Origin of the sequence: Rivularia sp. PCC 7116, assembly GCF_000316665.1 — a bacterium.
Lineage (GTDB): Bacteria > Cyanobacteriota > Cyanobacteriia > Cyanobacteriales > Nostocaceae > Rivularia.
The window spans coordinates 5,491,992-5,505,638 of record NC_019678.1; the positions used below are offsets into that span (position 1 = coordinate 5,491,992).

The window sequence follows — 13,647 nt, forward strand, 5'->3', positions numbered from 1 at the left end:
GGTTAGAAGTGATGAGAAGAATATTAATTGGTTGTCACAAGTAATGATTGGAATTCGCGCCTATCTAAATCAAAATATAAAAGTACTTCTGCTTCTGTAACAAGACACAATTGTCTATCAAAAGACCACTTTTCATGAACTCGCCAGCTTATTTCATAGTTATCAATTATATCTAGCAAATCTTCGATTTTTGTTGATTGCTTAATTGACCAAATTTCTTTAGCTAACTGATTGGGTATTTGGGGACTATTATGATTAAGCGATATCTTGATTTGCTTTATGATTCGACAATCAAACGTTAATTCTAAATCGCCATATTTATAAATATCAATATTGGGTTTGATTTGCGTGCTCAATTCTGGTTTACCTAGTATCTTGATAACATCTCTGATACAAATACCAATATGAATTTTGCCTAATTTACCAGTTTTGAGAAAATCTTTTAAATTACACATTGATAAAATGTGAAAATATAGTATGTATTTATAAAATATAATTAAAAAATAAAAAAAAGATTTTTATTATTCAATTTTGCGTTAAACTTTGGGATTATAAGCCAATTTGAATAATCAAAAATTAAGAGTTTTACCGGAACAAGGGAAAGATACTTATTTAACTTTTTTATATTCTCCAGAGATTTGTCTTACAAATCCTCTAATTTCACGCTTCCAACCACTTGGAACATAAAAATAGAAAGTTGTTGTGGATGTCGCAAAGCTTCCGTAACCAGTATTTCTATTAAAATCAAAAGACTCAACTAATGGCTCCTGTGAGGCTCCAGCACAAATATCGGTAGGACCAGTGCATGTAACTTTTACATGTTTAAAACTTATCCTACTTGATTGTTTTCCGTCCCATTTTATAGCACCTGAATAAGTTATTTTGAACTCTTCGGGGGTTCCTGAATTTAATGTAATAGTGTAAGGTTTATCAAAAGCTAAAAAGAAAGCCTGCTTGTTAATATCAATCACTCCAGTAATTTTGGGAGAAACGGGTTCTAAAGGATTCGATACAGAATTTGTAATAACTGATTCAACAGTACCCTTTACAGGTAGCATTCTTACAGGTTCAGCTTTCAAACTAGAATGTGGTAGAAGCTGAAGTGTAAACAGAGCAGTTAATAGGATTTTATTCATCTTCATAATTTTGAGTATTTTTATTTACTAGTACTAGACTATATTTCTGTATTATTTTGCAATACAGGCGGGATGTGCGGAACGTAGATTTAAAGGAATGGGGTTACTTTAAGCTGGTTTACTATTTCTGTTTTTGGCTGTGAATAACTCCTTGAAAAAGTCCACATAGCCATCTACAAAAGCCTCAGAATTAATATTCTTTATTTTGAACTGTTCAAGACATAATTTAGCAAACTGTTTGAGGCTTTGAGGACCACAGATAAAACATTGAGGGTTAGCGGTTGAAGCAACAAAGTTTATAATATCTTCCTTTTCTAGACGGTTTTTACTACTAATAAAATGTTTAATTGTCAGATTACGAAAAGTTTTGCTGAGTTGATTGAGGTCATTGGCAAATATTATTGAATCTTCAGATTTATTAGAGTAGAACAGAGTTATTTTACTTCTTGGTTCTCTGTACAGAATTGTTTTGATCGTAGAGTAAAGAGGTGTTATACCACTTCCTCCAGCAATCATTAGATAGTTTTTCTCGTTGTTGAGATTAGGCTCTACAAAAAAGTCTCCTGTTGGTAATAATGCACCTACAGTATCTCCAATTTTGGCTGTATTAAAAAAGTGATGAGAAACTATTCCGTTTAATTTCACCGTAATTCTCAGGAATTTATCTTCGGTTGGTGAACTACTTAATGAAAACGACCTATCGTAATTTTTACCATTTACATTAACTCTAATATTCAAATACTGACCGGCATAATAATCATAAAAATCAGGGTTTAATGGTTCAAGATATATAGAACAACAGTCCGCAGTTTCGCCAATTATTTTAGTAATTTTAAGAGGTTGATATTTTGTATTATCTTTAATTACAACATTTTTTCGCTCGTGAATTTCGTTAAAAAGAGCATCAGTTTCTTTTAGTTCAGTACCAAAAAGCATATCCCATATCCTTAGCTGTAAACCATAATTACCGTTATATTTTGTATGGTGTAAGTTATGGTTAGTGCTATTTATTAACAAATTTAGAGGAAATATCTTACTAAAAAATCTCGGATAAAATTCATAGCCTAGATGAGATTTGATATTATTAAATGTTCCAATCCCTTGATTAATTCCCAGCGCAACAGTAGGAATAGGAAATATCAATACTAGTGGAATAATCCAAATAGTCAATAATACAGACTCTAATAGATGAAAAGAGTTAGATGAGAAAGGATTAATATCTAAGCTTTGATGATGCACTGCGTGAATATATTTATAGATTTTAGGGTGGTGCAAAAACCTATGCGCCCAATAAAACCAAGCATCACCAACAAAGAAAATTAAAATAAATACGAAAATTGCATACGGTATTCCGTATTTACTTATATCGTTATAAATTTCGATTTGTCCATTTTGTTGCATCATCATTACAAAAGAAGTTAATACAACACTTGACAATATAGCTAAAAACGAATTTTTTATCTCATCTGAGATTTGACCAAATCCTGCTCTTTTAGATAATTGAATTCGTCTTTTGCTTAACTGTTTTGAAAATATTAGATTAACTAAAACATAAACAATACCTAGAATTAACATTGTTGAGAATAACGATGTCAAATAGCTTTGGATAAAGCCTATTATATTTTCTGTCATACTTCCTCTATTTCAATTGTTGTAAATAATTAAAGAACTGTTCGCCGTTTTTTGTTGGGAAAAAACTTTGGTTTGATTCAAAAAGTGTATTTGCCGATCGAATCAATACATCTAATCCTTTTTGAGTAATTTTTAGAGATTTGGCTCTAGAATCCGTTCCAGTTTCTCGAGTTATAAATTCCTTTTTCTCTAGTTTTTTCAGCACTTTTGAAACGCTCATAGCTGCAACACCTGTAAAGTTGGCAATATCTACTTGAGTTACTTCTTCTTGTTGATTAAGGAGTATAGATATTGATATCATCTGAAAAATTTCTGATTGGCTGATGTTATATGCTTCTAATTGGGAATTCACATATTTTTCCCAATTATTAGCTTTTTGCCAGAATACGAACCCTGTAAACTCCCTCGGATCTGGTAAGTCTTTTGGTATTGATATACTCATAAGCGCATTACTTTAGTAGCTAGGTTTATTATAGCCTTGGCTACTAAATTTGCAAGCATTTTGATTTAAAACGATATAAGTAATATTTCCGGCAGGAGTTTCGATAGCTAGAAAAACAAAAAACAGTTACCAGCTATTTAACAACTGATAACTGCTCGCTATTAACTATTAACTGTCAATTCTTAACCGACTTTACAAATGTCTCCAATCTATCCATGCCTTTTTCAATTGTTGCCATATCAGTAGCGTAAGATAAACGGATATTGTTATCAGCACCGAAGGCTACACCGGGAATTACTGCAACTTGATGCTCTTCTAATAAAGTTTTGCAGAAATCTAAGGATTTTAAGCCAGTTTGGCTGATGTCAGGAAATAAATAAAACGCACCATCAGGTTGAGCACAACTTAAACCGGGAATAGCGTTGATTCTTTCCAGCATGACTTTGCGACGTTTCGCGAAAGCTTGACGCATCTCCTCAACGCAATCTTGCGACTCTGACAAAGCTGCGATCGCGCCATATTGAGCAAAGGTACAAACATTCGATGTACTATGCCCTTGCACGGTAGTTGCGGCTTTAATCAACTCTACAGGTGCAGCTAAATAACCCAAACGCCATCCCGTCATTGAGTAACCTTTTGCAAAACCGTTACTAACAATGGTACGAGCAAAAATTTCGTCGTTTAAAGAGCCAATACTCAGATGCTTTGCACCGTCGTAGAGGATTTTTTCATAAATCTCGTCGGAAACGACTAAAATATCTTTCTCAACAATAACTTCTGCTAAAGCTTTAATTTCTTCGGGTGTATACACCATTCCCGTAGGATTAGATGGTGAATTCAAAACGAATAATTTAGTCTTGGAAGTGATTGCACTTCTTAATATTTCTGGCTGAATTTTATACCCATTTTTTGCGTCAGTCATGACAATTACCGGATTGCCACCAACTAACTTAACCATTTCCGGGTAGCTCACCCAGTAAGGTGCGGGAATAATTACCTCATCACCAGGTTCAATCAAAGCCTGCATCAAATTAAACAGAGAATGTTTTCCACCATTAGTAACAATGATGTTCTCTGCTTGATAATTCAGATTATTTTCCCTTCGTAACTTATCGGCAATAGCCCGCCTTAACTTGGGTTCCCCCGCCGCAGGACCATATTTTGTCTTACCTTCATCTAACGCCTTTTTTGCAGCAGCTTTAACATGGGCTGGAGAATCAAAATCCGGTTCTCCAGCGCTAAAACTACAAACATCAATCCCTTCCGCCTTCATCGCTTTCGCTTTCGCGGCGATCGCCAAAGTTAGAGAAGGCGATACCTGACTAATTCTTGCTGCCAGCTTCATCATTACTTCGCATTTCTTTGTTCTTTAAGAATATCCCATTATTCCTTAGTTAGGAGTTAAAAATTTTTATCCTTATCTACCCATTCCCAATGTTAGATGAATCACAAAAATGGGAAATTTCAAAACATGGCTAGTAAATCGGGGATAAAATGCTACCTAACTTGTTTATTTCTATCAAACAAATTTTAAAAAGGAAAATTTAGATTTGGTACTCAGTATTTGATTTAGGTTATCTATATGGTAAGAAAGTTAAAATCAAAAATATTAACAAAATAAATTTTTAGGCATATAAAAATAAAAATATTGCAGCAATTAGAAAGCTCTTCAGTTTATAGATGTAACTCAAAATCTCAGGACTTACGCAGTTGTCACAAAGCTTGGGTGGTGCGTGACACTACAAGCCTTATTACTACGTTGATAATCAGTCAAAGTGTCACAGCACCCTACAAGAAAAATATGCTAGTTGCTGCCATTCCTAAATCTATTTCTCCCTCACTCTTCCCCCTCTACCCCCTCCCATCCTTACTCGTCAAAATTAATGAATGGGAGTAAGAATCCATCGTGCAAGCAATTAACATACATCTTACATCTTGCACCATTTTCAACAACCGCCTTAGAATAAATTCTCAGGCTAATACACAAAGTCTGATAAATCAGACTGGGTAGGGGTTTGAGTGCGTTTTAACGTATTTTGCATATGAGCCGATGAAATTTATTTCTCTGCGTTCCCAGGTCGCGTGCGGGCTAGAAAGCCTCCGGCTTACAAGGCAGGCATTAAGGCTTAACGACAATGGTGCAAGATATCAGATACATTCAACCTTTAACTCTTAACTTCCTCCTAACTGTTATTAGTGTAAAAATACTTACCTACAAAAAAATACATCTACGGACGTAGTGCGCGAGTAAAAAATAATGCTTATACTCTAAAAGATTGGAAATATTTTGTACTCAGTGCCTAGTAAGGCTTATGGGTAGATCGAAATATAAATCAATACGTATAAATCAGTACGACCGACCTAGTTACGCGAATCAATAAACGGCTTCAAAGCATTTATTCGTAAGGAATTCCGGAAATCGAAGGTATTGTACGAAAACCTAAGTAATGGAGTGACTAAGTAACCAGCTCATGACCAACTACATGATTGGAAAGGTACTGCAAGAGCGTTACCAAATTGTCCAAAGCCTAGGTGCAGGGGTATTTGGACAGACATACATCTCAGTGGATATAGAAAATCCCAAACATCCCAAGTGCGTTGTTAAACAACTCAAGGTTACAAGTTTGCAGCCGAGTTTTTTACAAGATTTGAGACTACGTTTTCTTGCAGAGACTCGTACTCTCAAGCACTTGGGGCACCACAAGCAAATTCCTCAATTAATTTCTTGTTTTGAAGAAAACGAGCGTTTCTATTTGGTACAAGAATTTATTGAAGGGCATTCTCTAAGTGCAGAATTGCCAATAAATAAAAATCCAAATTATTTTTGGAGTGAAAATGGTGTTATTCGCTTCTTGAAAGATGTTTTAAGCATTTTGCAATACGTTCATTCTCAAGGAGTGATTCATTGCGATGTCAAACCAGAAAATCTAATTCGACGTACCAGAGATGGAAAATTAGTATTAATTGATTTCGGCTCTATTCAACCAGTTGATTTTGGAACAGAGGAAGTATTACCTATTTATTCGATTCCCGTTACATCATTAGGTTACATACCCCCAGAACAATTTATTGGACAAACCCAAATCAATAGCGATATTTATGCTTTGGGAATGATTGCCATTCAGGCATTAACTGGTTTAACGCCACTTCAATTAAAAAAACACCCATCAAATGATGAAGTATTATGGCGCAGTAAAGATACCGCAGTCAGCGATTACGTAGCTGCTGTAATCGGCAAAATGGTTCGCTACAACCATCAAGAACGTTTTCAAACAGCTTCAGATGTACTGCAAGCGCTTAAACAAATTCCCGTAGAGCCAGCTTCCCAAATTATTGATGCTGAGTATACCGTTTATTCAGATTCTGTAAAAAAGAACGACTATATAAGAAGCACCCGAATATCAGAGAAAGCATCCGATTCCACTTCATCTCCTTTATTAACAGGAATGAAAGTTGGGTTAGCAGCAAATTCGATGATTATAGGATTTGGAGCTTATTCCTTAGTCAATCATTCTCCAGATTATTCTGAAGATCAAAAATTATCCGTCGCCCAAAACGAATTTCAATCTGGCGACTTGCAAGGTGCAATAGCTTTAGCAAAATCGATTCCTTCCCACAGCAACGTTTACCCAGAAGCTCAAGCAACAATCGGCGAATGGGAGCAAGAATGGCAAATTGCCGCCAATAAATACGAAGCAGCTAAATTAGCTCTCAAACAAAATCGGTGGGCAGATGTTTTCCTCAATACCGCTCAAACTCCTGATATTGCATATTGGAAAACCAGAACTGATGAATTAGTTAAGCAAGCACGGGCTTCTATTGAAATTCAGAAAGACGAATATCTAGCGAAAGCCTACGAAAAAGCAGCAGAAAAAGACTTTACTACAGCTCTATACTATCTGCGTCAAATTCCCAAAGAATCTTCCGCCGATGAATTAATCCAGCAAAAATTAGCAGAATATGAGCAAAAGCAGATTGTAAGAGCAACTTACCTTTTACAACAAGCTTATAATCAAGCCCAATTAGGTAAGTTTGACGCTGCAATTGATTATTTGCAAAAAGTACCTAAAGGTACACCAACTTACGCTAAAGCCCAATTAAAAGTTGCCGAATACAATAGCAAAAAGCGGTTTATCGCTAAATTAAACGAAGCGGCTGCATCCGAAATTCGGTCTAAGATTAACAATCGAGACTCATTTATTCGTACCAACACTTCTACTAGAATTCAAGATTTTCAAATGGGAACCTATCTACATGAAATTAATATTCAGTAATAGGTAATCAATAATAAACAATGATGATAGCTCTGGATAATATAGTTAATAATTAGCCATAATTTGCAGAAGCTATAGGAGCGATATTTTTTTAACTTCAATAATTTAGACAAAGATGTAAAGGTTAAGATGATTCTTGACCTTTATTTTTTGGCTTTAAGTACAAATCGTTATGACTTCATTCATTAAAACCAAAGTCCTGAAAATGTAATCTAAATCTACAGGGTGATATTCGGATAACCAAAAGTTAAAATAATCTTAAATAAAATTTGTTATGAATTTATAAAAGAGTTATTAACACTTTTTATAAAAATGCGAAATAGTAAAGAATATAGCGCCAGGGGAGTATTGAATTGGTTAAGAAAATTACCCAAGAACACAAAAATAATTAATACGCTGATTGTTTTAATCATTATATTATTTAGTTTTATATTTATATCTATAATTGGTATTCAAAGCTTTCAATATTTAAAATTAAATCTTGTTGGACAAAATTTAACTCTTGCTGCTGGAAGGACAGATGGGGAAAGCTATATACTTAGCAAAGCAATAGCGGAAGTTGTTAGAGATTACTATCCAAATATAAAAATCGATGTTAAAGAAACCGCTGGTGGCTTAGAAAATATTCGTGGATTAGAAAGCGGGAAATTCGATTTAGCAACAGTACAAGCAGATGTCCGCGCTAATTCTTCTGTAAGTACAGTCGCAGCTTTATATAAAGACGTATTTCAGTTAGTTGCCAGAGAAAATTCTGGAATCTGCCATTTCTTTGATATCAAAGATAAAAAAATAGCAATCATAGAAAATAGCGGCGAATTATTATCTTTTCAAAAAGTAGCAAAATATTATGGTTTGCAAGCAAATGAGGATTTTAATTTAATCTTGACGAAAGACAATAACGAAGCAAACAAAATGTTTCACGAACAGCAAGTTGATGCTGTATTTAGAGTCAGAACTATTGGCAATAAAGAGATTTTTAAATTAGTCAAAAATAGCAACGGTAAGTTAGTTAAAATTGAACAAGCGAAGGCAATGAAAATTAATAACTTGACCTTCGAGTCAGTCAAAATACCTAAAGGAGCATATCAAAGTAGCAATCCGGCAGTGCCTAATACTAAAAACTTTCCTAGTGTAGGAGTAGAAAGGCTTTTATTAACTAACAAAAATATTAGTAACATTCTGATAAATAAGATTACAGGTATCCTTGAAGAACATCACCAAGAAATATCTGAAAAAATTGCCGATAGAAATGAGTATATTAAACCATTAGTTGCGAGTATTACTCGACCAAAAAACATCAGCGGAACTGATATTCCTCCCCTTCACCCCGGAACCCTAAATTTTTATCAGCAGAAAAAGCCTTCTTTTCTCCAAGAATATGCTGATTATATAGAATTAATTTGGACATTCATATTTTTTGTTGCTTCATCCTTATGGGCATTATTATCATGGTTGCAGAGAATACACAAAAATGAAGCAGATGAATATATTGATATAGCCATAGTATTAATGAGTAATGAGAAAAAAGAACTCAATCAAAAATTGAATGAGTTAGAAAATAATTTAGATAATATAGATAAACAATGGGTAAAAACTATCCTCAAACCAAAATTAGATCACCTTAAAAATAAAGACGATATCGAACTAAAACAAGATATACTAGATATCGTTTTTGAAAAAGCTGCTACAGCTTTAGATAAAGATAGTATCTCCCAAGAATCATTCCGCACTTTTAATCAAGCATACAAAATAGCAAGAGAAGCAATAGAAAGGCAGAAAACGCGGGAAAAACAAGAAATTTCTGCTACTTACATTGAAAAAGTCGTAACAATATTAATACATCAACACCAGGGTAATATTTTACCCCCAGAATTAAACGGAATTCTCAAAGAAGTAGCAGAAAAATTAATTCAAGGAGAAATTTCTCAAGAATCATTCCAGACTTTTCTACAAACTTACAAAACTACTAGAGATGCCTTTAAATGTTAAGTAGTAATTAGCAAGTAAAAAATAGGAATAAACACACATAGATGATTCCTATAGAACTAACTCTCCAATGCCCTATTACCTATTACCAATCGCTTCAATTGCAGCTTGTAGCGCGATCGCGACATGAGTCCAATGAGTTCCCCCCTGACAATAAGCTACAAATGGTTCTCTTAATGGTCCATCTGCGGAAAATTCTGAGGTGCTGCCTTCAATAAATGTCCCCCCAGCCATAACTACTTTGCTTTCATATCCCGGCATTTCGTCGGGGATGGGATCGAGATAAGAACCTATAGGAGAATTCTGTTGTATCGCTTTGCAGAAGGCAATTAACTTTTCTGCCGAACCTAGTTTAATTGCTTGAATTACATCACCGCGAGGCGCAAAAGGTTTTGGGTTAACTGGATATCCTAATTTATCAAAAACATAACCAGTCAGATGGGTGCCCTTCATCGCTTCCCCTACCATTTGTGGAGCTAAGAATAAACCCTGAAACAATAAGCGGAGTTGGTCAAATGTAGCACCACCTTCTTTGCCTATACCCGGAGCCGTTAAACGACAAGCAGCAGCTTCTACTAAATCTTCCCTTCCCGCAATATAGCCCCCAGCATTGACTATGGTTCCTCCCGGATTTTTGATTAAAGAACCGGCGATTAAGTCAGCACCAACATGAGTAGGTTCTTGAGTCTCGATAAACTCGCCATAGCAGTTATCAACAAAACAAACCGTGTTCGGATTTTGCTGCTTGACTAAACGAACAATTTTCTCTATGTCGGCAATTGATAGACTAGAGCGCCAGGAATAGCCGCAAGAACGTTGTATTAATACTAAACGAGTCTTATCCTCTATCCCATGACTTAAGGCTTGCCAATCTATTTTTCCCTCAGGAGTGAGATTCAATTGACGATAGCTTATGCCAAACTCAATAAGTGAACCTTGATTTTTACCTCTTAAACCAATGACTTCCTCAAGAGTATCGTAAGGTGCCCCCGCAACTGCCAAAATTTCATCACCAGGACGCAAAACGCCAAACAAAGCACAAGCGATTGCATGAGTACCAGAAACAAACTGTACCCTGACAATTGCAGCTTGCGACCCCATTATTTGGGCGAAAACCTTATCCAAAGTTTCCCTGCCCAAATCATCATGACCGTATCCGCTAACACCTGCGAAATGGTGCGCCCCTACACTATGATGGCGAAAGGCAGTCAGTACTCGTTGAAGATTTTGCTTGACCTTGTGGTCAATTCCAGAAAAAATCGTTAACAGTGCTTGTTCTGCTTCTTGCAGCTGTTCCAAGCTGTTCATTAGTAAAACCGTTCTCAAAATAATTATGCGGATTGTGGCGCTATAGGCGCTACGCTTTGCGTGGTTTTCACGCAAAAAGCCCTGATACGGGCATAACGGACGCGCAGATTAGGCTAAACAATTCTATTCAGGTTACCGCATGACAATTGCTACATCAAGAGATAAAGGACCATTAAATTGGTTGCACATTACATTTTTCGTAGGTTTGCATTTTGGAGTTTTGCTCGCACCATTCCCAGCTTTTTTTAACTGGAAAGCTGTTGGTGTTGCTTTACTTTTGTACTGGGTGACTGGCGGCTTAGGTATTACTTTAGGATTTCACCGTCTTATAACTCACCGCAGTTTTCAAACTCCTAAATGGCTGGAATATTTCCTCGCATTTTGCGGCACCCTTGCTTGTCAAGGTGGTCCCATTGCATGGGTGGGAATGCATCGCATCCACCACTTACATTCCGATCAACCATTAGATCCCCACGATTCTAACAAAGGATTTTTCTGGAGTCATATGGGTTGGATGTTTCATCATTCTCCAGCTTTTGATGATGTTCCTCGTTTTACAAAAGACATCAAAGACGACCCATTTTATATATTCTTGGAAAAGAATATGCTGTTAATCCAAATAGCTCTAGGTGGGGTGCTATTAGCATTGGGTGGATGGTCTTTCGTAGTTTGGGGTGTTTTCGTTCGTCTTATTTTTGTATGGCACTGTACCTGGTTTGTCAATAGTGCAACTCACAAATTCGGTTACCAAACCTACGATGCAAAAGACCACTCTACAAACTGCTGGTGGGTTGCTTTATTGACTTACGGTGAAGGCTGGCACAACAATCACCATGCTTTTCAATATTCAGCCCGTCATGGGTTGCAATGGTGGGAAATTGACCTTACCTGGATGACTATTCAATTGCTACAATTCTTGGGTTTAGCGACAAATGTAAAACTCGCACCAGTCAAGCAATCATCAACATAAAATCATTTTGGATTTAGAGTTGTAGCCACAAAATCTAATAGTCTTCCACATTAACCGTAGAGACGCTGATAGTAGCGTCTCTACGTTATTTTTAATTGCACCTCACCCCGCCCTCCAGACACCCGTCTCCTTATCAAGCAATACGGTTCAGTTGAGATAAATCGTAGGTTGGGTTGAACGAAGTGAAACCCAACAAACAGTTGATAATGTTGGGTTGTGCCTTCGGCACACCTACGGTGAACGTTCCTCAACCCAACCTACACTATTTCTAATTTTTAGGCTTAGGTGAACCGTATTACCCTATCAAGGAGAAGGGAAGAGAAATTATAAAAACAAATAACTATATAGCTTGTAAGTAATTAATTGTGAATTTGAAATAAATTTATTTTTCCCCGAACTATTGTAAAAAAGTTGCGTGTAGCATCTCTACAGGCTTGAAAGGAAACTAACAATTGATATTACTTTCTCCCCCCTCTTCCCCCTCTCCCCCATCTTCCAAACAACCCCTAAAAGTTAATTTTATTTACCTCTACTTCAGAATTCTTACCGAAGCAATTAATCTTGAGATTGTTTGTTTTAGGAAAAAAATCGAGTTATTTGTTGCGGAAATGGGGTTAATAAATTGATATAATCCGAGACGCGAACGTTACGAAACTTCGCAAAAAGCGACTATGCTAGTTGCTTGTATGCGAATTGTTTTATTTATAAAATTCATTCATGACAACATCAGCAGTAAACACAGACAATTCAAAGCCACTTTCACTCGCTGACTCAAAACTAAAGCTGACAGACGTAATCAAAACTCTTCCTTCAGAGTGTTTTGAGTTAGATGCTCGTAAAGCTTGGTTTAGCGTTATTAGCAATGTTTTAGCCGTTGTTTTAGGCTATTTCTTTTTAGCGATCGCACCTTGGTATCTTTTACCGTTAGCGTGGATATATACGGGTACTGCTGCTACGGGATTTTTTGTAATCGGACATGATTGCGCCCATCGTTCATTTGCCAAAAGTCGCTGGGTAAATGATATTGTGGGACATTTGTTTATGATGCCGCTGATTTACCCTTTCCACGGTTGGCGGATAAAACATAATTATCACCACGCTCATACTAATAAGCGCCTAGTAGACAACGCTTGGCAGCCTGTAGGTACTGATGTTTATGAAAACAGTGGAGTAGCTCTTCGTTGGGCTTTTAAAAGATTTTTGCACAACCGTTTGTGGTGGATAGGCTCAATCGTACATTGGGCGATGCACCATTTTAATTGGAATCAATACCGCAAGCAAGACCAAGCAGATGTCAAGCTTTCAGTGGCTGTAGTCGCTTTGTTTGCCGCTGTATGCTTCCCTACCCTAATTGCAACAACTGGTATTTGGGGCTTTATTAAATTTTGGTTTATTCCTTGGATGGTATACCATTTTTGGATGAGTACTTTTACTTACATTCACCACACTGCTCCAGATATTGCTTTTGTTCCAGCTTCGGAGTGGGATGCACTAACAGCTCAACTATCAGGTACAGTTCACTGCAATTATCCTAAATGGGTAGAATTTTTGTGTCACGATATCAACGTACACGTACCCCATCACATTTCAACCGCGATTCCTTCTTATAACTTGCGTATGGCTTATAAAAGCTTGCAAGAAAATTGGGGAAGCTACTTGTATCCCGAATGTACCTTCTCTGTTTCTTTACTAAAGTATATTACCGACAGATGTCACTTATATACTCCAGAGAATGAATATATTTCCTTCAAGGATTATTACGCACAGCAATAATAAGTCCTAATTATTCGCGGGATTTATATCTTTAACCCCCAAAAGTTGAATCTAATTTAAGGGGGTTATACATAACCAAAATATAGTCATGAATCAAGTAGAAGACTGTTTTATTAACCCATGACT

10 protein-coding genes are annotated in these 13,647 nt (G+C 36.2%); 4 read left to right on the plus strand and 6 right to left on the minus strand.

Features of this window, described 5'->3' with window-relative positions; genetic code table 11:
* Nucleotides 1-23: 23 nt before the first annotated feature.
* From RIV7116_RS21255 to RIV7116_RS21275, 5 genes are all read right to left on the minus strand, one after another.
* Complete coding sequence (locus tag RIV7116_RS21255) at nucleotides 24-455, minus strand: hypothetical protein (protein WP_015120373.1); 432 nt, start codon at nucleotides 453-455, stop codon at nucleotides 24-26.
* Between the two features lie 153 nt (nucleotides 456-608).
* On the minus strand, nucleotides 609-1,136 hold the full coding sequence (locus RIV7116_RS21260) for a hypothetical protein (protein ID WP_015120374.1): 528 nt from the start codon (nucleotides 1,134-1,136) through the stop codon (nucleotides 609-611).
* Nucleotides 1,137-1,244: 108 nt separating this feature from the next.
* A complete protein-coding gene (locus RIV7116_RS21265) occupies nucleotides 1,245-2,768 on the minus strand; it encodes a sterol desaturase family protein (RefSeq protein ID WP_015120375.1) in 1,524 nt (507 codons plus the stop codon).
* A gap of 7 nt (nucleotides 2,769-2,775) precedes the next feature.
* Complete coding sequence (locus RIV7116_RS21270; protein WP_015120376.1) at nucleotides 2,776-3,210, minus strand: MarR family transcriptional regulator; 435 nt, start codon at nucleotides 3,208-3,210, stop codon at nucleotides 2,776-2,778.
* Nucleotides 3,211-3,385: 175 nt separating this feature from the next.
* Complete coding sequence (locus tag RIV7116_RS21275) at nucleotides 3,386-4,555, minus strand: pyridoxal phosphate-dependent aminotransferase (RefSeq protein ID WP_044292136.1); 1,170 nt, start codon at nucleotides 4,553-4,555, stop codon at nucleotides 3,386-3,388.
* A gap of 1,126 nt (nucleotides 4,556-5,681) precedes the next feature.
* Here RIV7116_RS21275 and RIV7116_RS21280 point away from each other — a divergent pair.
* The gene (locus RIV7116_RS21280) at nucleotides 5,682-7,484 is read left to right on the plus strand and encodes a serine/threonine-protein kinase (protein ID WP_015120378.1); all 1,803 of its coding nucleotides are present in this window, start codon (nucleotides 5,682-5,684) and stop codon (nucleotides 7,482-7,484) included.
* Between the two features lie 312 nt (nucleotides 7,485-7,796).
* Nucleotides 7,797-9,473 carry a TAXI family TRAP transporter solute-binding subunit gene (locus RIV7116_RS21285; RefSeq protein ID WP_015120379.1) on the plus strand — a complete coding sequence of 559 codons (1,677 nt, stop codon included), beginning with the start codon at nucleotides 7,797-7,799 and terminating at the stop codon, nucleotides 9,471-9,473.
* Between the two features lie 75 nt (nucleotides 9,474-9,548).
* Here the strand turns inward: RIV7116_RS21285 and RIV7116_RS21290 are convergent, their stop codons facing one another.
* A complete protein-coding gene (locus RIV7116_RS21290; protein WP_015120380.1) occupies nucleotides 9,549-10,778 on the minus strand; it encodes a methionine gamma-lyase family protein in 1,230 nt (409 codons plus the stop codon).
* A gap of 139 nt (nucleotides 10,779-10,917) precedes the next feature.
* Between RIV7116_RS21290 and RIV7116_RS21295 the strand changes: the two genes are divergently transcribed.
* Nucleotides 10,918-11,748 (plus strand): acyl-CoA desaturase, encoded by an 831-nt coding sequence (locus RIV7116_RS21295; protein WP_015120381.1) that lies wholly within the window; start codon nucleotides 10,918-10,920, stop codon nucleotides 11,746-11,748.
* 717 nt (nucleotides 11,749-12,465) lie between these two features.
* Nucleotides 12,466-13,521, plus strand: a complete 1,056-nt coding sequence (locus RIV7116_RS21300; RefSeq protein WP_015120382.1) for a fatty acid desaturase — start codon at nucleotides 12,466-12,468, stop codon at nucleotides 13,519-13,521.
* Nucleotides 13,522-13,647 lie beyond the last annotated feature (126 nt).

Excerpts from the sequence above, each read along its gene's own strand:
- RIV7116_RS21270 (WP_015120376.1), bottom strand. The coding sequence starts at position 3,210 with ATGAGTATATCAATACCAAAAGACTTACCAGATCCGAGGGAGTTTACA.
- RIV7116_RS21260 (WP_015120374.1), bottom strand. The coding sequence starts at position 1,136 with ATGAATAAAATCCTATTAACTGCTCTGTTTACACTTCAGCTTCTACCA.
- RIV7116_RS21290 (WP_015120380.1), bottom strand. The coding sequence starts at position 10,778 with ATGAACAGCTTGGAACAGCTGCAAGAAGCAGAACAAGCACTGTTAACG.
- RIV7116_RS21300 (WP_015120382.1), top strand. The coding sequence starts at position 12,466 with ATGACAACATCAGCAGTAAACACAGACAATTCAAAGCCACTTTCACTC.
- RIV7116_RS21285 (WP_015120379.1), top strand. The coding sequence starts at position 7,797 with ATGCGAAATAGTAAAGAATATAGCGCCAGGGGAGTATTGAATTGGTTA.
- RIV7116_RS21255 (WP_015120373.1), bottom strand. The coding sequence starts at position 455 with ATGTGTAATTTAAAAGATTTTCTCAAAACTGGTAAATTAGGCAAAATT.
- RIV7116_RS21265 (WP_015120375.1), bottom strand. The coding sequence starts at position 2,768 with ATGACAGAAAATATAATAGGCTTTATCCAAAGCTATTTGACATCGTTA.
- RIV7116_RS21275 (WP_044292136.1), bottom strand. The coding sequence starts at position 4,555 with ATGAAGCTGGCAGCAAGAATTAGTCAGGTATCGCCTTCTCTAACTTTG.
- RIV7116_RS21295 (WP_015120381.1), top strand. The coding sequence starts at position 10,918 with ATGACAATTGCTACATCAAGAGATAAAGGACCATTAAATTGGTTGCAC.
- RIV7116_RS21280 (WP_015120378.1), top strand. The coding sequence starts at position 5,682 with ATGACCAACTACATGATTGGAAAGGTACTGCAAGAGCGTTACCAAATT.